General features: G+C 33.8%; 23 protein-coding genes. 14 read left to right on the forward strand and 9 right to left on the reverse strand.

What is annotated here, in order from left to right; translation table 11 throughout:
• The 5 genes from GON26_RS20655 to GON26_RS20675 all read left to right on the forward strand — a co-directional run.
• On the forward strand, window positions 1-3,221 hold a 3,221-nt coding region (locus GON26_RS20655; RefSeq protein ID WP_394350426.1), incomplete at its 5' end, for a beta strand repeat-containing protein.
• A gap of 96 nt (window positions 3,222-3,317) precedes the next feature.
• Window positions 3,318-4,580 (forward strand): gliding motility-associated C-terminal domain-containing protein, encoded by a 1,263-nt coding sequence (locus tag GON26_RS20660; RefSeq protein WP_160376670.1) that lies wholly within the window; start codon window positions 3,318-3,320, stop codon window positions 4,578-4,580.
• 69 nt (window positions 4,581-4,649) lie between these two features.
• Complete coding sequence (locus tag GON26_RS20665) at window positions 4,650-5,573, forward strand: PorP/SprF family type IX secretion system membrane protein (protein WP_160376671.1); 924 nt, start codon at window positions 4,650-4,652, stop codon at window positions 5,571-5,573.
• A gap of 14 nt (window positions 5,574-5,587) precedes the next feature.
• Entirely contained in the window at window positions 5,588-7,528 is a 1,941-nt protein-coding gene (locus GON26_RS20670) for an OmpA family protein (protein WP_160376672.1), read from the forward strand.
• Between the two features lie 188 nt (window positions 7,529-7,716).
• Window positions 7,717-8,466, forward strand: a complete 750-nt coding sequence (locus GON26_RS20675; RefSeq protein ID WP_160376673.1) for a response regulator — start codon at window positions 7,717-7,719, stop codon at window positions 8,464-8,466.
• Here the strand turns inward: GON26_RS20675 and GON26_RS20680 are convergent, their stop codons facing one another.
• Genes GON26_RS20680 through GON26_RS20700 form a run of 5 tightly spaced genes read right to left on the reverse strand, consistent with a single transcriptional unit; the run spans window position 8,467 to window position 12,510 of the window.
• Window positions 8,467-8,994 carry a MepB family protein gene (locus GON26_RS20680; protein WP_160376674.1) on the reverse strand — a complete coding sequence of 176 codons (528 nt, stop codon included), beginning with the start codon at window positions 8,992-8,994 and terminating at the stop codon, window positions 8,467-8,469.
• Between the two features lie 31 nt (window positions 8,995-9,025).
• A complete protein-coding gene (locus tag GON26_RS20685) occupies window positions 9,026-10,630 on the reverse strand; it encodes a hypothetical protein (protein ID WP_160376675.1) in 1,605 nt (534 codons plus the stop codon).
• Window positions 10,627-11,178: an RNA polymerase sigma factor gene (locus tag GON26_RS20690; protein WP_160376676.1), complete on the reverse strand. Its 552-nt coding sequence runs from the start codon at window positions 11,176-11,178 to the stop codon at window positions 10,627-10,629. The genes GON26_RS20685 and GON26_RS20690 overlap by 4 nt, the downstream gene beginning before the upstream one ends.
• 40 nt (window positions 11,179-11,218) lie before the next feature.
• Window positions 11,219-11,626 (reverse strand): hypothetical protein, encoded by a 408-nt coding sequence (locus tag GON26_RS20695; RefSeq protein ID WP_160376677.1) that lies wholly within the window; start codon window positions 11,624-11,626, stop codon window positions 11,219-11,221.
• Window positions 11,627-11,628: 2 nt separating this feature from the next.
• Window positions 11,629-12,510, reverse strand: a complete 882-nt coding sequence (locus tag GON26_RS20700; protein ID WP_160376678.1) for a protease complex subunit PrcB family protein — start codon at window positions 12,508-12,510, stop codon at window positions 11,629-11,631.
• 197 nt (window positions 12,511-12,707) lie between these two features.
• Between GON26_RS20700 and rmuC the strand changes: the two genes are divergently transcribed.
• The 4 genes from rmuC to GON26_RS20720 all read left to right on the forward strand — a co-directional run bounded on the left by rmuC (window position 12,708) and on the right by GON26_RS20720 (window position 16,303).
• Window positions 12,708-14,081, forward strand: a complete 1,374-nt coding sequence (rmuC, locus tag GON26_RS20705) for a DNA recombination protein RmuC (protein WP_160376679.1) — start codon at window positions 12,708-12,710, stop codon at window positions 14,079-14,081.
• Between the two features lie 6 nt (window positions 14,082-14,087).
• Window positions 14,088-14,453, forward strand: a complete 366-nt coding sequence (locus GON26_RS20710; RefSeq protein WP_160376680.1) for a 6-phosphogluconate dehydrogenase — start codon at window positions 14,088-14,090, stop codon at window positions 14,451-14,453.
• Window positions 14,454-14,459: 6 nt separating this feature from the next.
• Window positions 14,460-15,008, forward strand: a complete 549-nt coding sequence (locus GON26_RS20715) for an acyl-CoA thioesterase (protein ID WP_160376681.1) — start codon at window positions 14,460-14,462, stop codon at window positions 15,006-15,008.
• Window positions 15,009-15,718: 710 nt separating this feature from the next.
• The gene (locus GON26_RS20720; RefSeq protein ID WP_160376682.1) at window positions 15,719-16,303 is read left to right on the forward strand and encodes a YceI family protein; all 585 of its coding nucleotides are present in this window, start codon (window positions 15,719-15,721) and stop codon (window positions 16,301-16,303) included.
• Window positions 16,304-16,312: 9 nt separating this feature from the next.
• Here the strand turns inward: GON26_RS20720 and GON26_RS20725 are convergent, their stop codons facing one another.
• Window positions 16,313-17,224 carry a TIGR01777 family oxidoreductase gene (locus tag GON26_RS20725; protein WP_160376683.1) on the reverse strand — a complete coding sequence of 304 codons (912 nt, stop codon included), beginning with the start codon at window positions 17,222-17,224 and terminating at the stop codon, window positions 16,313-16,315.
• Between the two features lie 94 nt (window positions 17,225-17,318).
• Between GON26_RS20725 and GON26_RS20730 the strand changes: the two genes are divergently transcribed.
• The 5 genes from GON26_RS20730 to GON26_RS20750 all read left to right on the forward strand — a co-directional run bounded on the left by GON26_RS20730 (window position 17,319) and on the right by GON26_RS20750 (window position 21,760).
• Window positions 17,319-17,978: a TetR family transcriptional regulator C-terminal domain-containing protein gene (locus tag GON26_RS20730; RefSeq protein ID WP_160376684.1), complete on the forward strand. Its 660-nt coding sequence runs from the start codon at window positions 17,319-17,321 to the stop codon at window positions 17,976-17,978.
• The gene (locus GON26_RS20735; RefSeq protein WP_160376685.1) at window positions 17,978-19,282 is read left to right on the forward strand and encodes an ABC1 kinase family protein; all 1,305 of its coding nucleotides are present in this window, start codon (window positions 17,978-17,980) and stop codon (window positions 19,280-19,282) included. The genes GON26_RS20730 and GON26_RS20735 overlap by 1 nt, the downstream gene beginning before the upstream one ends.
• Window positions 19,283-19,388: 106 nt before the next feature.
• Window positions 19,389-19,655, forward strand: coding sequence for a TIGR03643 family protein (locus GON26_RS20740; protein WP_160376686.1), 267 nt, complete (start codon window positions 19,389-19,391; stop codon window positions 19,653-19,655).
• Entirely contained in the window at window positions 19,652-20,335 is a 684-nt protein-coding gene (locus GON26_RS20745) for an SDR family NAD(P)-dependent oxidoreductase (RefSeq protein WP_160376687.1), read from the forward strand. Before GON26_RS20740 ends, GON26_RS20745 begins: the two co-directional genes overlap by 4 nt.
• Before the next feature lie 6 nt (window positions 20,336-20,341).
• Complete coding sequence (locus tag GON26_RS20750; protein ID WP_160376688.1) at window positions 20,342-21,760, forward strand: SDR family oxidoreductase; 1,419 nt, start codon at window positions 20,342-20,344, stop codon at window positions 21,758-21,760.
• Window positions 21,761-22,009: 249 nt separating this feature from the next.
• Here the strand turns inward: GON26_RS20750 and GON26_RS20755 are convergent, their stop codons facing one another.
• From GON26_RS20755 to GON26_RS20765, 3 genes are all read right to left on the reverse strand, one after another.
• Window positions 22,010-23,305 carry a cryptochrome/photolyase family protein gene (locus GON26_RS20755; protein WP_160376689.1) on the reverse strand — a complete coding sequence of 432 codons (1,296 nt, stop codon included), beginning with the start codon at window positions 23,303-23,305 and terminating at the stop codon, window positions 22,010-22,012.
• 438 nt (window positions 23,306-23,743) lie between these two features.
• A complete protein-coding gene (locus tag GON26_RS20760) occupies window positions 23,744-24,205 on the reverse strand; it encodes an SRPBCC family protein (protein ID WP_160376690.1) in 462 nt (153 codons plus the stop codon).
• 163 nt (window positions 24,206-24,368) lie between these two features.
• Window positions 24,369-24,809, reverse strand: coding sequence for a sterol desaturase family protein (locus tag GON26_RS20765; protein WP_160376691.1), 441 nt, complete (start codon window positions 24,807-24,809; stop codon window positions 24,369-24,371).
• Window positions 24,810-24,835 lie beyond the last annotated feature (26 nt).

Here is a 24,835-nt window from a genome sequence, read left to right on the forward strand (position 1 = left end):
GAGTTTCTTCAACAGTTGATTTACAATCGGCAATAACAGGAGGAACAACACATACTTTTGATAATGATGGTGTTAATACTTTAACATCAGTAGTTAACGGAATTACAGAGGCAGCACCCGCTGTAAACACAGTTGGGAATGCAATAACAGATGCAACTTTAACCACAACGGTTAATGGAGTTTCAGGAACTGCATTAGATTTAACACCAGCAATTGCTTCAGGTACAGTAAACGTATTGGCAAATGATGGTACTAATACTATAACTTCTACTGTAAACGGAAAAGTAGCTACAGCACCCGCTGTAAATACAGTTGGGAATACAATAACAAATGCAACTTTAACCACAACGGTTAATGGAGTTTCAGGAACTGCATTAGATTTAACACCGGCAATTGCTTCAGGTACAGTAAACTCATTGGCAAATGATGGTACTAATACCATAACCTCTACTGTAAACGGAAAAGTAGCTACAGCACCAGCTGTAAACATAGTTGACGCTACACTTGTAAACGGAGTTTTAACTTCTAAAGTAAATGGAGTTTCTGATGCTACACCAGTAAATGTTTTAGCCACTGCAAATAGTGGACTTACCGCTACAAACGGAAATGTACAATTAGGAGGAGCATTGCTAGAGGCAGAAGCTATAGGTACAACTGCTGCAAATACATTAGCAATTACTGGTTTAGCTACAGGAGCAACCACAGATGCAATTGTAGTAAGTAGTACTGGAGGAGTTTTAAAAACCATCCCTACTACAGCGTTAGCTACAGAGCCTTGGCGAGTACAGGGAGGTTTACTACAGGCTACTTCAAATAATGATAAGATTTACCAAAATAATAATGTAGCAATAGGAAAAAACAGTGGTTTTGCTCCTGCAGCATTAGATGTCAATGGGGCTATACGAGGAGGTTTAAATAACGCAACAACAACTGTTGGGCTAAATTCGATTGCTGTTGGAGCTAATAATGTAGCTTCAGGACAACATTCTGTGGCATTTGGTGCAGGAGCATCAGCTACAGGAACCGGTTCTTTTGCCTTAACAGGAGGAGTTGCTAATGGTTCATATTCAATCGCAACAGCAACTCCAGGAGGTTTTACTAATATTGCATCAAATGAAGGGGCTAAAGCTTTTGGTCAAAGTAGTACTGCCTCAGGAGCTTATTCTTTAAGTACAGGTTTAGTAACTATAGCTTCAGGTGATTATTCTACAGCATTTGGTACAAGTAGTGAGTCTATAGGTTCAGGTTCTTTTGCAGGCGGTTCTAGTAGCATTGCAAGAGGATTAAATTCACTAGCTTTTGGATTTCAAGTTGAAGCAGCTAATAATAATGAAGTAGTTTTTGGAATAGATAATGCTATAAAAACGTCTGTAGGAGATGTTACAGATCCGATATTTCAAATAGGTATTGGTACTAATAATGGGTTAACAATTCTTCAAAATGGTAATGCAGCAATTGGGGTAAATGGTACAGAAGCTGCAGCAAAACCTACTGAACGCTTAGATATTGGTTCTGGAGGAGTAAAAATACGTGATATAAATGCAGCACCATATATTGGCGATGTAACTACAGATAGACTTGTTGTAGCTAGTACTACAGGAATTTTAAAAACTATCACACCAGCAGCTTTCTTGAATGGAGCTACTACAGTGGATGCTACACTTGTAAACGGAGTATTAACTTCTACAGTAAATGGAGTTGCAGATCTTACACCAGTAAATGTATTATCTACAGCAAACAATGGTCTTACCACTACAAACGGTAATGTTGTATTGGGTGGTACTTTAACTGCATCTACAACAACTATCACAACAAATGCTGCAACAAACCAATTAGCAATTGCTGGTTTAGCAACAGGAGCAACCACAGATGCAATTGTAGTAAGTAGTACTGGAGGAGTTTTAAAAACAATAACTTCATCAGCTTTAGTTTCAGGAGGAAGTACAAATTTATTTAGTAGTTCAGGAAATATATTAACATCTAATGTAAATGGAATATCAAGAACAGCACCAGCAGTAAATGCAGTGGATGCTACACTTGCAAACGGAGTTTTAACTTCTACAGTAAATGGAGTTGCAGATCTTACACCAGTAAATGTATTATCTACAGCAAACAATGGTCTTACCACTACAAATGGTAATGTTGTATTGGGTGGTACTTTAACTGCATCTACAACAACTATCACAACAAATGCTGCAACAAATCAATTAGCAATTGCTGGTTTAGCAGCAGGTGTAGCAACAGATGCTATAGTTGTTAGTAGTACAGGTGGTGTTTTAAAAACAATAACTTCATCAGCTTTAGTTTCAGGAGGAAGTACAAATTTATTTAGTAGTTCAGGAAATATATTAACATCTAATGTAAATGGAATATCAAGGACAGCACAAGCAGTAAATGCAGTGGATGCTACACTTGCAAACGGAGTTTTAACTTCTACAGTAAATGGAGTTGCAGATCTTACACCAGTAAATGTTTTATCAACGGCAAATAGCGGTCTTACAGCTACCAACGGAAATGTACAATTAGGAGGAGCATTACTAGAGGCAGAAGCTATAGGTACAACTGCTACCAATACATTAGCAATTACAGGTTTACAAACGGGAGGGACTACAGATGCGGTCGTAGTAAGTAGTACAGGTGGTGTTTTAAAAACAGTACCAACAAGTACTTTAAGTATAGAGCCTTGGTTGAATCAAACAGGGGGTACGCAAGCAACTGCTAATAATCAAAATATTTACCAAATAGGTAATGTTGCTATTGGCGCAACGACAATTCCAACGTTAACAGTTTCGGGTGCTACGGTTCCAGTTAAATTTCACGTTGAAGGTAATATGACTACTACAGGTAAACTTTATACTACTTCAAGTGTTTATGCGGATTATGTTTTTGATAAATATTTTGATGGATATTCAAACATCAAAGCCGATTATAAATTTACGCCACTAAACGAAGTAGCAGCTTTTGTAAAAGCAAACAAGCATTTACCAGGAGTAACACCTATCAATGAAGTTTCTAAAGATGGTATTGGATATAAAGTAGATATGACAACTTTGACAATGCAAAGCTTAGAAAAAATAGAAGAATTGTACCTGCATGTAATTGAGCAACAAAAGCAAATTGAAGCTAAGGATGCTACTATTGATACTTTGAAAAAAGATGCTGAAGATATGAAAGCAAGAGTAGCGAGATTAGAAGAATTGTTATTAAGAGATAACAAATAAAATTTTTAAAAGAAAAGAGACTATTTTTTTAGATAGTCTCTTCCTTTAAAAAAATATAAAACAAAATGATACATTCATTTTAATAAAAATAGAGGTATGAAACCAATATTGAAGAGATTAACTTTTATAGCATTGCTCTTTTGTGTGAGTACTATAAATGCTCAAACGGTCAATAATGGTATTATGGTTATCGAACCTGATACTGTTGTAAGCACGTATTTTGATTTTAGTAATAATAGAAACGGCGAGTTTAGAAATGATGGGGATTTTTATGTTTTCAAAAATTTCAACAATGATGGTATAGTTACATTTACGCCTGCAGGAAATGGTTATACACGATTTGTAGGGGTTGATAATCAAAGAATAACAGGAACTTTACCAGCAGAGCTAAACGATGTTTTGTTTGAAAATTCTTCTGTACAACCCGCTTTTCATCTAGAAGGAGATATCAGTATTGCAGGAAATTCAGAGTTTAAAAAAGGTATCGTTAACAATGATGATTTTGGAGGAAATATTGCTTATGAACAAGATGCAACACATTCTGAAACATCAAATGATAGCCACGTTGATGGTCATGTTATAAAAAACGGAAACAAAGCTTTTATATATCCTATAGGAGATAAAAATGTGTATCGTTTTGCAGGTATTTCAGCACCAGCAGATGTTGCTTCTACCTTTAGAGGGAAATACTTTTTCGATAATTCGGCACCTCTTTACGATCATACTAAAAAACCTTCGAACATTGAAATAATCAATAATCAAGAATATTGGACTTTAGAAAACACCGGTAACAAAGGCGATATAATGCTTACCTTAAGTTGGGATGAAACGACTACTACTCCAGCCAATATAGTTGCAGATCCTAAAGTGGATAAGATTGTAATTGTACGTTGGGATGAAGCTACCCAAATGTGGGTTAACGAGGGCGGAATTGTTGATGTTGCAAACAGAACTGTAACTACAGCAATTAATGTTACTGGTTACGGAGTATTCACATTGGCCAGAGTAGAAAGTAAAGAACAGCCTTTACCATGCGGAAAAGAATTTAAAATTTATAATGCCATATCCCCTGGTTCAGATACTGTAAATGCTGAATTCAAGGTTGTCGGACTTGCAGAATGTTCATCTGATAATACTGTTGAAATTTATAATCGTTGGGGAGTTAAAGTTTTTGAAACTCACAACTATGGAGCTAATGGTAATGTTTTTAATGGATATTCATCGGGAAGAGTAACCATTAATAAAGGACAACTGTTGCCTCCGGGAACTTATTTCTATATTTTGAATGTTAACTACAAAAACGAAAAAAACGAAAATCAAACTTATAAAGACGCAGGTTATTTATACTTAAGTAATTAATGTCGTGGAATGGTTTAAAAACATAATTTATTTTTTAGGATTTTAATGCCTAAATAACTTACAGATAAAATGAAAAACAAGATAATAGGATTAATCCTGATGCTTATTTCGATTAATGTTTATGCACAACAAGATGCGCAATTTACGCAATACATGTATAATACGATAAACATTAATCCTGCCTATGCGGGTTCACGAGGGGTGATGAGTATTTTTGCCTTGCATCGTTCGCAATGGCTTGGGTTAGATGGCGCACCAGAAACAAATACAGTTTCTATTCATACTCCAATCAATAATAGTAATGTTGGACTTGGTTTGTCTTTGGTTAACGATAAAATTGGCCCAACAAACGAAAATGCTTTTTCAGTAGATTTATCATACAGTATTAAAACTTCTGATGATTATAAACTATCATTTGGAATTAAAGGTACTGCAGATCTTTTTAATTTAGATCCTACTAAATTGGATATTGAATACCAGGATGATCCAAAATTTCAAAATTTCGATAATAAATTTCGGCCAAATGTTGGTGCCGGCATCTATTGGCATTCTGACAAATTGTATCTGGGTTTGTCTGTTCCTAATTTTATCGAGAGTGATCGCTATACTGATAAAACAAAAGATAGTGATGTAGCCATTTATACAGAGAAAATAAATTATTATTTTATAGGAGGTTATGTTTTTGATCTTTCTCCAAATTTGCAGTTTAAACCAGCTTTTTTAACCAAAATTGTAGAGGGAGCTCCTTTGCAAGTAGATCTTTCTGGAAATTTTTTATTTTCTGAAAAATTTAATCTTGGGGTTGCGTATCGATGGAGTGCTGCTTTTAGTGCTACTGCAGGATTTCAAATAAACGATGGATTGTACATTGGATACGGATATGATAATGAAACAACTAACCTAAGAAAATATAACTCAGGTTCTCATGAAATTTTCCTGCGTTTTGAACTCTTTAGAAATAATGGACGAATCACAACTCCGCGTTTCTTCTAAAAAAAATAGTAATTATGAAAAAATTGATATTTCTATATTTAATTTATGTTAGTCTTTTTTCTTACAGAAGCTATAGTCAACAGGCTACAATAAATTCAGGTGACAAAAAGTATGATAAATATGCTTTTATTGATGCTATAAAAACCTACGAAAGAGTAGCCAATAAAGGCTACAAATCTGAAGAAATGTTTAAGAAACTGGGTAATTCATATTACTTTAATTCAAAATTTGAAAATGCTGCAAAATGGTATTCGGAACTTTATGCTATGAGTAATAATCTTGAAGCTGAATATTATTACAGATATGCGCAGTCTTTAAAATCTATTGGAGAAACCGACAAAGCCAATAAGATATTGGAAGAGTTTTATGCTAAGGATAAAAAAGATTCCAGAGGAAAATTATTCAAGATGGATGAAAACTATATTAGCCAAATAAAAAACAATTCTGGCAGATACAAAATTGAAGATGCAGGGGTAAATTCTCCCTATTCAGATTATGGTTCGTTTAAGTATAGGGATAAATTGTATTTTACTTCGGCCAGAGATACCGGAAGTTTAAATCAGCGAAGACATAAATGGACTGGTGAATATTTTACAAATTTTTATGTGGCTGAACTTGATAGTGTAGGAGTTGCAAAAGGAAATATAGAGAAATTTGACAATAATATTAACTCAAAATTCCATGAGTCTTCTCCTGCTTTTACCAGAGATGGAAAAACGGTTTATTTTACCCGAAATAACTATTTAGATGGAAAAAAGGGGGCAAATTCAAAAAAAACAACTTTACTTAAAATTTATAGTGCAACTTTAGAAGATGGTAAATGGACGAATGTAAGTGAACTTCCTTTTGACAGTGATAGTTATAGTACAGCTCACCCGGCAATTAGTCCAGATGGTAAGACATTGTTTTTTGCATCCGATATGCCCGGAACTATTGGTCAATCAGATATTTTTAAAGTTAACATAGATGACAATGGGTCTTTTGGCCCGGTTGTTAACCTTGGTCCAGGAATTAACACGGAAGGAAAAGAAAGTTTTCCTTATGTAACCGATGAAAATATTATATATTTTGCTTCTGATGGGCATCCTGGCATTGGAGGATTTGATGTGTTTGCTGGAAATTTAAATCCTGAAGGAGGTGTAAGCAATATTCAGAATCTTGGAGCTGATATTAATTCACCTAAGGATGATTTTGCATATTTTTTTGATCCAATTTCCAGAAGAGGTTATTTTAGTTCTAATAAAGACGGAGGAAAAGGGTCAGATGATATTTATACCTTTTTAGAAACAAGAAAATTAAGCTGTGAACAACTATTGTATGGACTTATTACAGATGCCGAAACTGGAGCTGTTTTGCCTGGTGCGAAGGTGAGTTTATACGATAAGAATTTGTCATTATTAAATAGTACTCTTGCAGATGCTACAGGAAACTACACTTTGATGGTTAATTGTGGTCAGACCTATAACGTAAGAGTTGAAATGCCAGAGTATAGTCCAAAAGAGCAAAATATTCAAATTTTGTATGAAAATGGTAAAACGGTTTTGTCTTTTGCTTTAGAAAAAGCCAGTTGTAAAGTAGCAATAGGTAATGATTTAGGAAAATGTTTTGGTATAAAAGTGATTTATTTTGACTTGGACAAATCTTATATTACTGAAGCAGCTGCTTATGATTTAGAAAAAATATTAGATGTGTTGCAGCAAAATCCAACAATGAAACTAGATATTCGTTCGCATACGGATAGCAGACAAACTTCTCAATATAATCAAATTTTATCAGATAAGAGAGCTACGGCTACTATCAATTGGTTAGTTAAAAACGGAATCGATAGAAACAGATTAACAGGTAAAGGTTATGGTGAAAATCAATTAATTAATAGATGTGCAGACGGTATTGAATGTACTGAAGAAGAGCATAAAGAAAATAGACGTAGTGAATTTATTGTTACTGAAATTTAATAACTTTATGTAGAATATTATATTTTTATTTTCAGGAAACAGATAATCTTTCTTTTTAAAGGCTATCTGTTTTTTTATTTATTTTAAATTTAAAAATAAAAAGATTAATATTATTTGTTCTTGATTTAATAAAAAGTTAAATTTAATACAACATTAATGTATATCTAAATTCTGTATCGTTAAACTTTATGAATCCTCAAGGGGATTTTTATAAAGTGTTTAATGATTTAAAAATTAAATACTTATATGTTTTTTTATTAGTAATTATGAATGTTTCAAAAAAAAACAAAATGAAATCATCAAATATATATAGTTTCTTAGTTGCTGATGACCATAGTGTTGTTAGGCAAGGAACTTCACTTATGATTAAAGAACTGTTTTTTAGTGCTAGAGTACTTCAAGCTGGAACTTTTAGCGACATTTTCAATATATTAAAAGAGAATAAAATCGATATATTAGTTTTAGATATTAATTTTCCTGAGGGTAATAGCTTAAATATTATGGATGAAATTAAAAAAATTCAGCCTGCTATCAAAATTTTGATGTTTTCAGCTTATGATGAAAAGATATATGCATTGCGATACTTAAATGCAGGTGCTTCAGGTTATTTAAGCAAAGGAAGTACTATGGAAGAAATGAAACAAGCTTTTAATAGTATGATTTTAGCAGGAAAATATGTGTCTCAGATTATAAAAGATAAAATATTAGATTCGTATATCTCTAATAAACCTGTTAACCCTTTGGATCAACTATCTAAAAGAGAAATTGAAGTAGCTAAATTACTAATCAAAGGTTATGGTAATTTAGAAATATCTGAGATGTTAGATCTTAAAAAAAATACGGTAAGTACATTTAAGAATAGATTGTTTGAAAAGTTAGAGATTGATAATATCGCTTCATTAATAGATTTTTTTCAATTATATGGAGAAAATAAATAATCAAATACCTTTAAATACTATTTCTTTGATTTCTTCTGGTTTAATGCCAGAGTTTATTTCAAAAAAATAATCCAATTGCCATAGTTGGGTTTTTTCTGCCTGTTTACTTGTTGTTTTGTCCCATGCAGGATAAACCCGTATCGCTCTTTTGCCTTCTTTTACAGCTGTTGAAAAAACTCCTTTTTGAAGTAAAATTGTTTTTGGAAACATAAAAAAGCCCAAACGATTTTCAAATCTAACAGTAATTATAACAAAATCAAATGGGTCAGAAAAATCAAAAGGAGCAATGACACCGCTATCATTTCGTTTCCATATAGTAACAAACTGTCCGTTTTTTGTAGGCGTAATTTTAGCAACTCTGAATATAATTGATTTTGAATTGATATCAAATGTATAGGCTCCATACTCATTGCTTTCTGACTCGGGTTGCGGCACGGAACAATTAAAATTGCAAACATCAAAAACACTTGTTTTTATTATAAGCAGATCAGGATGAGTAGTAGTAGGCCAATTGTTTTGAATTGTCATTAGTAAAAGAGATTTTCAGCTAAATTACAATTTAAAAAGAAACATTTAAACCAAAATTAAATGACCATTGAAATTGATTAAAGGGTTGGTTTTCCAAAGGATTAAAATAATAATTCATGCCCGGCTCTATAAAAACATTCGTCTTTTTATATAAACGATACTGTAAGGTACTACTCAGTACAGAACCATAAACAAATTCATTGGCATCGAGGTTGTTGCCTATTGAATTTCCGTCTAGAAAAACATCATTTGAAATTAGTTTTCCAACAAAACCACCTGTATTTAAGCTGATATTTGTTTTGTTTCGATTAAAAAGTGAATAGGATATTTCTATCGGCATTTCAAGATATTTTAAACGCTGATCAATATTGCCGTTTTCAAAATTTTCGCTAACTAACATATTACGTGTGTCATTTGTAATGAATACATAATTCGCATTGTCAACTATTTTTTGGGAAGATCTATTTTGGGTAAAAGCCTCACCAACCACTAGCGTATTGCTCATGCCACTTAAATAAGAGACATCTGCAATACTTTGACCTAATTCGTTAATTGAAAGTCCGGAACTGATTTCCCACTTCTTATTAAGTTTATAATTCGTTTTTACACCATAGGCATTGCTCTGCTTAGAATCGATATTGTTGCCAAGTGCTTTTTCGTTTTTCAGGTTTTGAGAATTCATAACTCCGGCAAATACTTCTAATGACCATTTATCAGTTGTTAAATTTGATTTTGGTTTTTCGTCTTTAGTTTCTTTTTTCTCAGAATTAACTATTCCTTTTTCTAAATTTTGAAGTTCTAATAACTGAATGGAATCAATGAGCGTTGATTTGTTCTTTTCAGAATTTGTTTTAGCAGCAGTAAGTTTTGGTTCTGTTAAAAGTAATTTGGTGCTATTGTATTGGTTTTTATCTGATTTTGTAATGCTGTTGTTTTGTAAATCTGATTTAGTAATGCCCAAATCGGCTAAATTTTTATTGTTTGGAATAGTAATTTGATCTTCAAAAAGAAGGTTTTTTGAGGTTTTAAAAGTTGACTCCTGAGTGTTCCCAAACTGAGTTTTTGAGGCAATAGCTTCACTGTTTTTCTTTTTTGAATGACTAGTGATTGTGTCGTCATTTGAAGCAATATTTTTTGCAGAAGACATTTTTTCTTCAAAAAGGATATTTGCATTTTGTTTTTTTAGAGTGGCTCCAGTTGCTTTTTTATTATGTAATGTTTTTTCAGTTGGGATACTGTTTTTTTCAGAAGATGCAGCTAGGTTTTCCTCTGAAAGAACAATGGCTGTGTTTGATTTTTCAGGTGAAAGAATAGTTGGATTTTCTAAACTGGAATTCTTTTTTGTATTTTGATTTTGATTCGTTTCTTTTTTGTTTGAATTATTGTTTTCGTTTTCTTGTAAAACAACATTATTTTGATTTGAAATAGTATTTTGAGACCCAGAACTAAAATAAAAAACAGTAGGTACAGAAAGGCCTATAACCAAAATAGCTGCAGCAGACCACCAGATGGCAGCCCTTTTTTTCTTTTTTGGTTTATTCAGTTTTTCCTCAATTTGGTTCCATAATTCAGGTGGTGGTACACTTGAAAAGTTTTCCATTGAAGAAAAAACATCTTCTATATTTTGCTTTTTCATGCTGTTTTAAAATTTAATATGCTTGAAATTCTTTTTTGCAATATTTTTTTTGCCCGGTTCAGGTTTGATTTTGATGTTCCTTCTGAGATTTTTAGTAAATCTCCTATTTCTTTATGTTTCATCTTTTCAAAAACATATAAATTAAATACCATTCTGTATTGGTCTGGCAAATCCTGAATGTATTCGAGTAATTTTTCTTGTGAGATAGGAATAATTTCAAGCTCTTCTTCTGCGATTAATTCGGTATCAGGATCAAAAACATCCAGAAAAAAACTTTCCTTTCTTTTTTTGTTTAATGTTTCAATAAGTTTATTAATGAAAATGCGTTTCAGCCATCCTTCAAAACTTCCCTTAAATTTGTATTGGTGTATTTTTTGAAATACGATTATAAAAGCTTCCTGAAAAACATCCTTAGCATCATCTTCATTTTTCATATACTTTAAACAAATTCCATATAATACAGGAGAGAACAACTGATAAATTTTCAGTTGCCCTCCTCTGTCATTTTGGATGCATTGTTTGATGTATATTTCTAAATCGTCTTTCAAAAAAAAGTAGGTATTGATTTTGCGGTAAAATTAAGTCTTTTTATTTTTTATATATTGCGACAAAACCATCATAATTGTTGTCTCCCAGTTCTAGTTTATTAGAATTTAATTCTAAAACCACAAGAAGTAAACTATTTTCTTTATAAATTAACAAATGTTCTTCATTATCGTAAATACTTTTTCCTGTTTTTGTAACGTATTTATAGTTAGATACTTCGATGTTGTTTACATAAGTAATCATTCTTTTTTCTTTTGTAAAAACAATTTTTTTAGTGATACCGGTCGTTTTTGGTGTTTCCGTTTTTCCTGCGATTCCGCCTGATGAACTTTCTAAATTCCAGCTTCCTGTAAGATCTTTAGAGTCAAAATGTGTTGCATTGGATTCACTCGAACAGGATGCTAAAAATAAGCCTGAAATTAGCAATCGAAAAAAGAATGATTTTTTCATGATTAATTGGTTTTTAAGGCTGTTATTTTAGCTTTAATCGCATTTTTGAAAGCCTTAATCTCGGTACTTTGGTCTTCAGTATCATTATTATCAATTTTAATTGTGGTAGTACTGAAACCTTGGCGTAGTTCGAAATAAACCCCTCCCTGACCATCAGAATCCGGAGTTCCGTATGTTTTAGACTGACCTTTTAAATTTATTATTTCTGTAGGGACACTTTTTAGAAACAAAGGAAGTTCACCATATTTGGCAATAACATTGTGTCTGTATTGACTGAAATTATAATTGTTGTAACCTACATTCAAAAAGTTAAGTACATTGTAATTGTTTAACTGATAAAATTTTAGACAATCAGAGCCAGTACATTCTTCTTTAAAATTACCAATAATGATTGCATCTGTAGTTTCGGGTACTTTATTAAAATAAATTGGTTTTGAACTTTTTGGAATCAGTATAAAGTCAGAAGGATAAGTTGTTCCATTGTTAGTAGTTTCTCCAGGTAAAGGTGATTTTTCGAAATAATTGATAACAATCTGACAGTTATTTTCGATTACAGCCGTCATTTTAATTGCATATCCGCTTGTAGGTTTTGCTCCTGCAAAAAGTCCTACGAGATAGTTTTTTGTAAAATCAATATTGGGATCACTTGCAGTTGGACAGCTATTAGCGTGTTTTGTAAAGAAAGAATCCATTTTTTCCTGAGTACTCACCAAAAGTGGTGTCGGATTAGTAGGGTTTTCTTTTACACTATAATTACAGGATAAAGGAAAGCCTGAAAAGGCAACAATAGCTTCTGATCCACAGTTGTTTTCAATTTCATCAGTTCCAAGAGAGCATGCACTTAATCCAAGAGCCATAAATAGGCACAGCATAATTTTTTTCATCGTAGCTTTTTTTAATAGTTTGTAATTAATAGATGCCGCTGTATAGAAAAGGTTGCGCAGTGTTGTATTTTTTTTTTTTTTGAATTTGATTTTTGAATTTGTGTGTTTAATTCGCAAGGATAAATAATTCGTGAAATTTTTATTTTTAAAACAAGAACTACGTATTATTGCGTACTTTTACTTAAAATTAACGTAGTATGTTGGATTTCATTCCGCTTTTAGGAGCTTTTATAGTTGCTTTGTTTTTGGGAATTTACATAGGTAAATTGCTCTCTTCTGCTCGTTTTCAATCTGAGAAAGTGAGTTTGGATGAAAGACTGAATGCTGTAAATTTTCAGCTGCAAAATCAAAAAGAGCAATTGGAGAACGAAAAAAACAATTTCGATAAAAATCTTCATCAGTTAAATTTAGAAAAAGAAAATATCAGAACAGAAAAAGATAGTTTAGCGATTCAGCTTTCAAAAAAAGAAGTTGATTTTGAAAATTTATGGGAACGTCATAAAGAACAAAAAAACGAGATAAGCGAACTTCAGGAAAAATTTACCAAAGAATTCGAAAATTTAGCCAATAAAATACTCGAAGAAAAGTCTGCAAAATTTACAGAGCAAAATAGTGTAAACATGAAAAATATCTTGTTGCCTTTGCAGGATAAAATTCAGGGTTTTGAGCAAAAAGTGGAGCAAACACACAAAGAAAGCATCGATTATCATGCGGCACTTCGTCAGCAGATTTTGGGTTTGAGCGAAATGAACATTCAAATGAGCAAAGAAACCTTAAATTTAACCAAAGCCTTAAAAGGTGATAGTAAAATGCAGGGAAATTGGGGAGAGCTGGTTTTGGAACGTGTTTTAGAAAAATCAGGTTTAGAAAAAGGCCGCGAATACGAAGTACAGCAAAGTTTTACCAATACCGAAGGGAATCGTGTTTTTCCGGATGTTGTGATTAATCTGCCTGACGGAAAAAAGATGATTGTAGATTCGAAAGTTTCCTTAACAGCTTACGAAAAATGGGTAAATGAAGAAGACGATGTTTTGAAGATTGATTTCCTGAGAGAGCACGTAAATTCAATTAAACGTCATGTAGAACAACTCGGAAGTAAAAATTATCATGATTTGTACCAAATAGAAAGTCCTGATTTTGTGTTGCTTTTTGTACCGATAGAGCCAGCTTTTGCGATAGCATTAAATGAAGATGCTACACTTTATAATAAAGCTTTTGACCGAAATATTGTAATCGTGACACCTACTACTTTATTGGCTACATTACGAACGATTGATAGTATGTGGGCGAATCAAAAACAACAGGAGAATGCTTTTGAAATCGCAAGGCAAGCAGGTGCATTATATGATAAATTTGAAGGTTTTGTAACCGATTTGGTTAGAATTGGAAATAAAATAAAAGACACCAAAACCGAATACGAAAGCGCCATGAGCAAACTCGTTGACGGAAGAGGAAATCTAATTTCTAGTGTCGAAAAATTAAAAAAAATGGGGGCAAAGGCTAAGAAATCGCTTCCAGAAAATATTATTGCCAGAGCCACCAATACTGAAGAAAATCAATCTTTAAATTAGAATACTATGAAAAGAATTTTGTTCCTTATAGTCGCAGCCTGTTTTTTGGTAGTGTCTGCCTATTTTGCCTTTATTTATTATGTTCCTTTTAGCGAGGGTTATCGTTCTGGCGAATTAATCCGGATGAGTCATAAAGGCGTGATGATGAAAACGTGGGAAGGCGAGTTGAGTCAGGGAGTTTCAGGTTCTCAGATTTTTAGATTTTCAGTTTTAGACAGTGATCAAAAAGTAATTGATGATTTAAACGAACTACAAGGTCAGTACGTAAAACTCACTTACGAAGAGCGCTACAAAACATTCAGCTGGTGGGGAGAATCCCGGTTTTTTGTCAAAGCTGTGCAAAAAGAATCATCACCCTTTAAATACAAATAATATAATATGGCCTCAGATTTCAAACCCGTTTCTTCATCAAAAATTAGTATTTCAGAATTAATGTTACCGTCGCACACAAATTTTAGCGGTAAAATTCATGGAGGCTATATTTTGCAATTGTTAGATCAGATTGCTTTTGCTTCGGCATCAAAATTTTGTGGCAATTACTGCGTAACGGCTTCGGTAGATACGGTGAATTTTTTGAAGCCTATTGAAGTTGGGGAACTGGTAACCATGAAAGCTTCGGTAAATTATGTCGGGAGAAGTTCTATGATTGTGGGTATTCGCGTTGAAGCAGAAAACATTCAAACCGGAGCTGTAAAACATTGTAATTCATCTTATTTTACAATGGTCGCAAAAGATAAGGAAGGCAAAAGCGTTCCAGTTCCAGGGCTTATTTTATCGAATCTGGACGAAGTACGCCGTTTTAGAAAATGTATCAAACAAATTGAAGCCAAAAAAGAAATCGAAGAACACGCAAAATTGACAAACGTAAATTCTATAGAAGATTTGGCGAGTTTGGATAAGTATAATGTGTTGTTGGAAATTAATTAGTTTATGATGAGATTTATTTCTACTAAGCCCTATTTTCTGTTGTTGGCGTTTATTTTAATATTTTTAATATTAGGATGTTTTATGTCAAACGAAACAATAGACGTTAATTATCATGACACCTATTTTGTAATAGCATACATTGATCTTGCGAAATTGTTCGCCATTCTATTTAGCATTTTAGCAGTTGTTTATTTTGCTTTTTTAAAGTTTAATTTTCGTTTGGTTAGTGGGTTGACCTTTATTCATATTGCATTAACGGTAGGATCTGCTCTTCTAATTTTGATATGTTCACAATTGTATATAAATTCAGGATCTGATAATGTAGAAGCTTTGTTGTCAAATAGTGATTTTAACACTCAAATAAATATAATTCTTTCATTGAGTTTTCTGATTCTTATAGGTGCTCAATTTTTATTTTTTATAAACATAATTTACGCTTTAATAAAGGGAAGAACATAACAGACCGTAGAGATGCACTGCAGTGCATCTTTACCCATAGTTTCTATAAATTTTTAGTATTATTTTACATCCTAAAAACATTTCACAAATTTTTAGCATTTATCCTGCAACCATACTCCTTATTATTTCGTAACTTTAAGTGTAATCAATTGGTTACTAAATGTTTTAACGGAATATACTGCCATCCGGTTTTTTTTAATCTTCTTATAACAAAAAAATCGCCTGACATAATTGTTTAAATGCTGACGATTATGAAAAGATTTACTTTATTAATTTTACTTTTTACTGCTTTTTCCATATTGGCTCAGGATAAATTTAGAACCTCTACGGCAATAGTTAATTTTGAAGCTTCTGTTCCTTTATTTGAAGAAATTAAAGCAGTAAATAAGCTTGGAACTATTGTTATTGAAACTAAAACAAGTGAGTTCGTGTGTGTGCTTTTTATCAAAGATTTTACTTTTAAATTGGATTTGATGAAACAACATTTTAATGAAAATTATTTAGAGAGTGACCGCTATCCAAAGGCCGTTTTTAAAGGAAGAATTACCAAATTTGATGTAAATGAAATTACAGATCTTGAAAAAGAATATCAAATAAAAGGAAAATTGTATCTGCACGGAAAATCTAAAAACATAGAAGTGAAAGCTTTCATGAAAAAAGTGTCTGAAGGTATTCAAATCACTTCAGATTTTCCGATTATCATTTCAGATTTTGATATTGAGGTACCTTATACCATTGCGGGTAAAATTGCCAAAACGGTTAATACAGAATTGACCGCAGTAGTAGAATGTGATGGTTGCGATACCAAACAAATTGTAGTTGTGGATACTAATTGAATTTTGTGGCTACGATACGCAACTAGATAAAGCAATTTCTAAATCGGTAAATTGAAATTCAAATCCTGTTTTTTCTATTTTTTCAGAAGAAGCAGGCTGTCCTTTTAGAATAGCATCGCTCATTTCGCCTAAGACAATTTTTAGTAAAAATGCAGGAACTTTGGGTAACCAAATATAATAGCCATACAGTTTTGCCAGGGTATTAGAGAAACTTGCATTGGTGGTTTTGTCCTGAACGGCTGCGTTGTAAGTACCATTTGTCTGGTTGTCCTGAATCATTTTTAGATATATTTTGCATAAATCTTCAACATGAATCCAGGGTAAATATTGATTTCCAGTGCCTAAAATAGCGCCAAAACCTCTTTTGAAACTTGGGGTCATTTTCCTCAAAAAACCTTCGTTTCTACCCAATACAATCCCGGTTCTTATTTTTGCAGTGCGAATGTGTAATGCGCCAATGGTATCAACTGCTTTTTCCCATTCTACACAAGTTTTCCCTAAAAAATCAGTAGCGGCAGGAGTTTCTTCGGTACAGATTTCTTCGCTGGTTATGGCTCCGTAATAGCCTATTCCAGAAGCTGAAATAAAGGCTTTTAAGGTTTTGTTATTGTTTTTTAGAACAGAAAAAATGAGTTCGATGGGTTGTGTGCGGCTTTCCAAAATGGCTTTCTTGCGTTGCTCAGTCCATCTTTTTTCTACAATTCCTTCGCCAGCAAGATGCACAATATAATCTGCTTTTAGAATGGCTTCTTCTTCAATATAATTACTTTCTAAATCCCATTTGTAATACGAAATGTTTGCCGTGTTTTTTCGGTCTGAACGGCTTAGAATAGAAACGGTGTAGCCACTTGCAATCAACACAGCTGTTAGATGCCTGCCTATAAAACCTGTTCCTCCGGTAAGTAAAACGTTCTGAGCCATTTCTGAAAAGATTTAACAAATTGTTTTGTTTAATGATAAGTAAAGATAGTTAAACATTCCGTATCTTTAATGCAAATTTTAAACTTAAATGAAGATGGCAACTAAAAAAAAGATTCTTACCAAAGATGATATTATTTCGATATATATGAATGAGGTTCTGGAGAAAGGACATAAGCCAAAATCAGTGTTTCATTTTGCTAAAGAAAAAGATTTTTCTGAGGCAGAATTTTATGCTTTTTTTGGAACGCTTGAAGGTTTAGAAAAAGAAATTTTCAAATTATTCCTGGTTAATACGATTGATTTATTGCACAAAAACAGTGATTATCAAGAGTACGACATGAAAAATAAAATGTTAAGCTTTTATTTCACTTTCTTTGAAATACTGACTGCTAACAGAAGTTATGTGTTGCAGGCCTTGAAAAACGATGCAAACCCCATCAGAAACCTAACGCAGCTTACCTCTCTGAGAGATGGTTTTAGAGAATATGTTGCCGAAATCCTAACAGATGATTATCGATTAGAGCAAGAACGATTCCAGAAGTTTCAGGAAAAAGCTATTCAGGAATCGGCTTGGCTGCAACTGATGCTGACACTTAAATTCTGGGTTGACGATTCATCGCCAGCGTTTGAGAAAACAGATATTTTTATCGAAAAATCAGTTAATGCTTCGTTCGAATTAATGAATGTCGCGCCAATGAATCATCTTATAGATTTTGGAAAATTTCTTTTTAAAGAAAAAATACACAGCAGATAATGAAAACAATCGATTATATACCCACCTCAAAGATTGAAAGAGCTTCAAAATTAGTGCAAACCGGAGCCAAAGTTGGCGTAAACTATGTAAAGCATTATGCCGAAAAAATAGTGAACCCCGATCTAACCCGTGACAAACTTAATGAAAACAATGCAGAAGATATTTACGACGGACTAAAAAGCATGAAAGGAAGCGCGCTCAAAGTAGCGCAAATGCTGAGTATGGACAAGAATTTTTTGCCACAGGCTTACGTAGAGAAATTCTCTTTGTCGCAATTTTCTGTTCCGCCGTTGTCTGCACCTTTGGTTTTGAAAACCTTCAAAACAAATTTTGGCAAAACACCTTACGAAATTTTTGATGAATTCAATGCTAATTCTGTTAATGCAGCCAGTATTGGTCAGGTACATTTGTCTATCAAAAATGGTAAAAAGTTAGCCGTAAAAATTCAGTATCCTGGTGTTGCGAACAGCATTTCTTCCGATTTGGCTTTAGTGAAACCTATTGCCATCAGAATGTTTAATCTGCAAGGAAAAGATTCGGACAAATATTTTAAAGAAGTCGAAGATAAGCTTATCGAAGAGACCAATTATTTGCTCGAATTAAAGCAAAGTCAGGAAGTTGTAGCAGCTTGCAGCAAAATCGAAAACATAATTTTCCCTAATTATTATCCTGAATTTTCTTCAGAGAAAATCATCACGATGGATTGGATGACCGGAATTCATCTTTCGGAATTTACAGCAAAAAACACAGATAAAGAAGTAGGTGATAAATTGGGGCAAGCACTTTGGGATTTTTATATGTACCAAATTCACGTTTTACGAAAAGTACACGCCGATCCGCATCCAGGAAATTTTTTGGTAGATGAGTCAAACCAATTGATAGCACTCGATTTTGGCTGTATGAAACAAATTCCAGAAGAATTCTATGTACCTTATTTCGAGTTAATCAACAAGAATGTCATTACCGACGAAAAACTGTTTAACCAAAAATTATTCGAATTAGAGATTCTTCGTCCGGATGATTCAGCTTCAGAAGTTGAATATTTTACCGAAATGTTTCATGATTTACTATCACTTTTCACAAAACCTTTCCAGGAAGAAACTTTCGATTTTGCCGATGAAACTTTCTTCGAAAACATCGCCAAATTAGGAGAACGTTTTTCAAATGATACCAATCTAAAAAAGATGAACGGAAATCGTGGTTCCAAACATTTTATTTACATGAACAGAACCTTCTTCGGCTTGTATAATTTGATGTTTGATTTGAAGGCAAAAATTGTAGTAGAGAATTTTAAGAAATATTAGTTTGGGAAATTCCAATATAAAAATTCCAAATTCCAATTGGTGTTTGATTATAATTGGAGTTTGGAATTTATAAAATTTGGAATTTATTTATAGAAACAGAACAGCGATGACTGACTTAGACAAAGACAGAATCATAGAAATGGCCTGGGAAGACCGAACTACTTTTGAAGCTATCTTTTTGCAATTTGGATTAAAAGAGCAACAAGTTATTGATTTGATGCGAATCGAATTGAAAAGCACAAGTTTTAAAATCTGGAGAGAACGTGTTCAGGGCCGAAAAACCAAACACGAAAAGCGAAGAGATTTTAAAGAAGGAAGATTTAAATGTTCCCGACAAAGGCAAATTAGTAACAATAAAATTTCGAAGAGATGAGAAATATTCTAATAGTTGGAGGAAGTAAAGGAATTGGTAGCGCCATTTTGTTGCAGCAATTAGAGTCGAATAAAATTTTTAATATCAGCAGAAACCCACCCGATTTGACCCATCCAAATCTTATTCATTTTGGTTTGGATGTTTTACAGGATCAGCTTCCTGAAATCGAAAATATAGATACTCTGATTTATTGTCCGGGCTCCATAAATCTAAAACCAATTAGTAGTTTAAGTATTGATGATTTTAGAAACGATTTCGAGATTAATGTCATTGGAGCCGTAAAAGTCATACAAAAATATTTGCCTGTGCTTAAAAAAGGAGACGATCCCTCTATTTTGTTATTTAGTACTGTGGCGGCCAAACTCGGAATGCCTTTTCATGCCAGTATTGCAACCGCTAAAGCTGGAGTCGAAGGTTTGGTAAAATCGCTCGGAGCTGAGCTGGCGTCAGTAATACGTGTAAATGCGATTGCACCCACAATTACCGACACATCGCTGTCGGCTTCTATTTTGCGCAACGATCGTATGAAAGAAAACATGATCGAACGCCATCCTATGAAAAGTTATTTAAAACCTGAAGAGGTTGCCAATATGGCCGCTTTTTTAATTTCTGATAAAGCCAATGCTATTTCAGGACAGATTTTCGAATTAGATTATGGACTCGTAACATTTAAAATGTAAAAGGTCATGAAAATTCTCTTAACCGGAGCAACAGGCTATATAGGCAAACGTCTGTTACCCATTTTGGTAGCTCAGGGACATGAAGTGGTTTGTTGTGTAAGAGATAAAAACAGATTTTACATTACTGAAGATTTGCAGCAAAAAGTAACCGTTATCGAAGTTGACTTTTTAGATCAAGAGACGCTTTCAGCAATTCCGGAAACGATCGATGCAGCTTTCTATTTAATACATTCGATGTCGGGTCCTGAAACCAATTATGATGAATTAGAAGGTATTTCGGCTTCTAATTTTGTTCAGCGAATCAATCAAACTCAAGCGCAGCAAATAGTCTATTTAAGCGGAATCGTAAATGACAAAACGCTGTCCAAACATTTGTCTTCCAGAAAAAATGTGGAAACTATTTTAGGCAAAGCCAATGTGCCGCTTACCACTTTAAGAGCCGGTATTATTGTAGGTTCAGGAAGTGCTTCTTTCGAAATTATTCGGGATCTGGTCAACAAACTTCCGGTAATGATTACACCCAAATGGCTCAATACTAAATGCCAGCCTATTGCAATAAACGATGTTTTAGAGTTTTTGTCAAAATCACTCTTAAATCCAGTAACTTTTAATGCGAGTTTCGATATCGGAGGGCCGGATATTTTGACATACAAAGAAATGTTGTTAGGTTTTGCTGAAGCAAAAAAACTCAAAAGATATATTTTTACGATTCCGGTTATGACACCCAAATTATCGTCGTATTGGCTCTATTTCGTAACTTCTACTTCGTATAAACTAGCAGCAGCTTTAGTGAGCAGTATGAAAGTCGAAGTCATTTGCAACGATCAGCGCATCAACCAATTGTTAGCGGTAAAACCCATGACTTACAAAGAAGCATTGTCTCGTGCGCTTATAAAAGTCGAAGAAGATAATGTCGCTTCAAGCTGGAAAGATTCCCTCATTAGTGGTCGTTTTAGCAGTACGATATCAGCACATTTAAAAGTTCCTAAAAAAGATTGCTATATCGATCGCCGAAAAATGAAAATAGAAAACCGCGATTTTACTATCGAAAGAATTTGGTCAATTGGCGGCGAAACGGGCTGGTATTGTGGAGATTGGCTTTGGAGTATTCGCGGTTTTATAGATAAATTATTTGGCGGAGTAGGCTCTCGCCGCGGTAGAACTAACAAACATACAATTCATTCTGGCGACGCATTAGATTTTTGGCGCGTATTGTATGCCAATAAAAAGGAGGGAAAACTCATTTTATATGCCGAGATGAAACTGCCTGGCGAAGCCTGGCTCGAATTCAAAATTATAAACAACACCTTATATCAGGCGGCTACTTTTAGGCCAAAAGGCATTTGGGGAAAGTTGTACTGGTATTCCGTTTTACCTTTTCACGGCTTTATCTTCAACGGAATGCTGCATAAATTAATTAAGTAATTTAAGGAGCTATTTCCCGCTATCCGTTACAATCTTTTGTGGCGAACCCCGCCACAAAAGGATTTTCACTTCTATCGGGGCTAGGGGTTCCGTTTTCATAAGAAGCGATTTTTCTAAATTAATTTCATCTGCCGTAAGAAGAAATTAGACCAAAAGCGGCTTATTGTAAAATTAAGCTTTAGCAATGTTTAGTACTTATCCCGAGGCACGAGGGATAATAAAATTATTAAAATCTAAAATCTAAAAAAACTATTTCAAAATCCCCGCCTTATAAGTCGCAATTGCACGATCTCTGGCAAAAGCATGATCGACCATAGGTTCGTTATAACCTAAATCAAACTCAGGAATCCATTTGCGGATGTAAATGCCTTTTTCGTCAAATTTCTTTTGTTGAATTTCGGGATTAAAAACTCTAAAATAAGGCGCTGCATCGCAACCCGTTCCTGCTGCCCATTGCCAGTTGCCTACGTTAGAAGCCAATTCGAAATCCAGTAATTTCTCGGCAAAATAAGCTTCGCCCCATTGCCAGTTGATCAATAAATGTTTGCATAAAAAACTCGCCACCACCATGCGAACACGATTGTGCATATATCCCGTTTCATTCAGTTGACGCATTCCGGCATCGACCATTGGGTAGCCTGTCGTTCCCGAACACCAACGCTTAAAATCTTCTTCGTTATTGCGCCATTGTATCCCATCATAAGCCGACTTAAAATTATGATTGACACAATTTGGAAAGCTAAACAGAATCTGAATAAAAAATTCTCTCCAAATTAATTCACTCAAGAAGGTTTGATTTTTACGATTCGCCCAATTGACTAATTTTCGGATACTCACGGTTCCAAAACGTAAATGTGGCGATAAATACGAAGTACTGTCAAGAGCCGGAAAATCGCGTGTTTCTTTGTAATTCGCAATTTGGGTTAAATTGTGTGGCTGTACTTTTATATTGCTTCTTTCGAAACCTATTTGTACTAATTCCGGAAATTCAAATGGGATTTTACTAAAATTAGAAAACAAAGGTTTGGTGTCGTATTCAGGAGCCGAACCAGAAAGATGGTATTTTTCCAGCCATTTGTTTTTATAAGGTGTATAAACGGTATAAGGAAGTCCATCAGCTTTGGTGATTTCCTTTTCTTCGAAAATAACGTGGTCTTTAAATGAAAAGGCTTCAATGTTGTTTACTTTTAATAAAGTACTAATAACTACATCACGTTTGATAGCATAAGGCTCGTAATCTTTGTTGAAGAAAACTTGCTGAATATCAAATTCTTCAAGAAGTGATTGCCAGACTGCTGTAGTTTTTCCTTTTTTGATTAAAAGTGATGATTGATTTTCTGATAGTTGAAAGTTTATTTTTTCGAGCGAATCATAGATAAAACTTACTCTTGCGTCATCTTGTGGAAGATTGTCTAGAATATCTTCGTCAAAAATAAACAAAGGAATCACAGGATTTTCAGACTGTAAAGCTTGGAATAACCCAACGTTGTCTTCTAATCGTAAATCACGTCTGAACCAGAAAAAAGCAACTTTTTGTTTTGTCATTGTATGAAAGTCTGTTATGTAGATTTTTTAGCCACAGATTATAAGATTTATAAAGGATTTTTAATCTGTGTTGATCCTTTTAATCTGTGGATAAATATTCTTTATTACCTTGTATTTATGCTCAATTTTGTCATTCCGTAGGAATCTCTAAATTCAGTGATTCACATTTGCTGGGATTTACTTCGTAGAACCACTTCGTTAGGTTTCCTCCGGAATGACAAGTTTGCGCAGTTTTTTTTTGCTATTTTTTAAACACCTAGTTTGTCATTCCGTAGGAATCTCTAAATTCAGTGATTCACATTTGCTGGGTTTCCTCCGGAATGACAAGTTTGTGTATTTTTTTTGCTCTTTTTTAAACACTTAAGTTTGTCATTCCGTAGGAATCTCTAGTTACCGAATTTACTACGCTGAGATTCCTCCGGAATGACAAGTTTGGTATTATTTTTTATTAAACAATTCCTCAATTTTATTACGACGATAGTCAAAAATGGTTTTCAGTTTGTTTTTTACTACTAAAGTGTTCATAATGCGTCCGAGATAACCTAAGGGAAGTGCATAATGTACAATATCGGTCATTTTGGTTCCGTTTTCTGTTGCTTCAAAAAAGTGTTTGTGATGCCAAAGTGCATACGGTCCAAAGCGTTGTTCGTCTATAAAATAGTCGTTTTCTTTTGAGACTGTAATAATAGTAACCCAATTGATTTTGATTCCTAAAAGTGGTTTTAGTGTGTAGGTAATAATTTGTCCCGGATACATTCGTTTGTCGTCGAAATCCTGAATTTCGAAACTCATATTGTCAAGCGTTATGGTTTGAAGGTTTTTGGGGCTTGAAAAAAAATCCCAACATTCTTCAAGGCTGGCATTTACATGTTGTACCGTTTCTATTTTGTATAATTTCATTGTTTCTGAAAGTTATTTTATAATCGATCGTTGTTATGAAAACGGGTCTGCGTTAGGGGTTGAAGTGGAGCTCTTTTTGTGGCTGGCTCTTTTTGCCAGACATAAAAAAGCGGGAACGGAAAACCCGACCCCGCTTTTTCTGCGGGGTAACGCCCAAATGATTTTACATTTTATAATATTTGAAAGGCACGAATAACATTCCGAAACATTCTCCGTGTTCTTTGCCGAGATGTTTATGGTGAATTTTATGTGCTTTTCTAAGTCCGATCAGGTATTTATTTTTGGTGTTTTTGAACCATTTGAAACGCTGGTGTATGAGAACATCGTGAATTAAAAAATAGCAGATGCCATAAAAGGTGATGCCGCAGGCCACAAAAAACAAATAATTAAGTCCGCCTTCGACACCAAAATAAAAAAGGATGATACTTGGAATGGCAAAAATGACAAAGAATATATCGTTGCGCTCAAAGGTATTCTCGTATTTTGGCTGGTGATGATCGGCGTGAAAATACCACATGAGCCCGTGCATAATGTACTTGTGGGTGAGCCAGGTGACACATTCCATGAAGAGAAAAACGCTTAAAAAGATTAAAAAGGAAATCATTTTTTATTTTGTTTAGATTGAAATTC

Source organism: Flavobacterium hydrocarbonoxydans, from assembly GCF_009789235.1.
In the GTDB taxonomy this organism is placed as follows: domain Bacteria; phylum Bacteroidota; class Bacteroidia; order Flavobacteriales; family Flavobacteriaceae; genus Flavobacterium; species Flavobacterium hydrocarbonoxydans.

Coding starts and splice junctions, on each gene's coding strand:
- GON26_RS20720 (WP_160376682.1), top strand. CDS start 15,719: ATGAAAAGATTTACTTTATTAATTTTACTTTTTACTGCTTTTTCCATA.
- rmuC (WP_160376679.1), top strand. CDS start 12,708: ATGTTGGATTTCATTCCGCTTTTAGGAGCTTTTATAGTTGCTTTGTTT.
- GON26_RS20755 (WP_160376689.1), bottom strand. CDS start 23,305: ATGACAAAACAAAAAGTTGCTTTTTTCTGGTTCAGACGTGATTTACGA.
- GON26_RS20665 (WP_160376671.1), top strand. CDS start 4,650: ATGAAAAACAAGATAATAGGATTAATCCTGATGCTTATTTCGATTAAT.
- GON26_RS20670 (WP_160376672.1), top strand. CDS start 5,588: ATGAAAAAATTGATATTTCTATATTTAATTTATGTTAGTCTTTTTTCT.
- GON26_RS20660 (WP_160376670.1), top strand. CDS start 3,318: ATGAAACCAATATTGAAGAGATTAACTTTTATAGCATTGCTCTTTTGT.
- GON26_RS20710 (WP_160376680.1), top strand. CDS start 14,088: ATGAAAAGAATTTTGTTCCTTATAGTCGCAGCCTGTTTTTTGGTAGTG.
- GON26_RS20680 (WP_160376674.1), bottom strand. CDS start 8,994: ATGACAATTCAAAACAATTGGCCTACTACTACTCATCCTGATCTGCTT.
- GON26_RS20695 (WP_160376677.1), bottom strand. CDS start 11,626: ATGAAAAAATCATTCTTTTTTCGATTGCTAATTTCAGGCTTATTTTTA.
- GON26_RS20765 (WP_160376691.1), bottom strand. CDS start 24,809: ATGATTTCCTTTTTAATCTTTTTAAGCGTTTTTCTCTTCATGGAATGT.
- GON26_RS20760 (WP_160376690.1), bottom strand. CDS start 24,205: ATGAAATTATACAAAATAGAAACGGTACAACATGTAAATGCCAGCCTT.
- GON26_RS20725 (WP_160376683.1), bottom strand. CDS start 17,224: ATGGCTCAGAACGTTTTACTTACCGGAGGAACAGGTTTTATAGGCAGG.
- GON26_RS20715 (WP_160376681.1), top strand. CDS start 14,460: ATGGCCTCAGATTTCAAACCCGTTTCTTCATCAAAAATTAGTATTTCA.
- GON26_RS20750 (WP_160376688.1), top strand. CDS start 20,342: ATGAAAATTCTCTTAACCGGAGCAACAGGCTATATAGGCAAACGTCTG.
- GON26_RS20685 (WP_160376675.1), bottom strand. CDS start 10,630: ATGAAAAAGCAAAATATAGAAGATGTTTTTTCTTCAATGGAAAACTTT.
- GON26_RS20735 (WP_160376685.1), top strand. CDS start 17,978: ATGAAAACAATCGATTATATACCCACCTCAAAGATTGAAAGAGCTTCA.
- GON26_RS20700 (WP_160376678.1), bottom strand. CDS start 12,510: ATGAAAAAAATTATGCTGTGCCTATTTATGGCTCTTGGATTAAGTGCA.
- GON26_RS20675 (WP_160376673.1), top strand. CDS start 7,717: ATGAATCCTCAAGGGGATTTTTATAAAGTGTTTAATGATTTAAAAATT.
- GON26_RS20740 (WP_160376686.1), top strand. CDS start 19,389: ATGACTGACTTAGACAAAGACAGAATCATAGAAATGGCCTGGGAAGAC.
- GON26_RS20745 (WP_160376687.1), top strand. CDS start 19,652: ATGAGAAATATTCTAATAGTTGGAGGAAGTAAAGGAATTGGTAGCGCC.
- GON26_RS20730 (WP_160376684.1), top strand. CDS start 17,319: ATGGCAACTAAAAAAAAGATTCTTACCAAAGATGATATTATTTCGATA.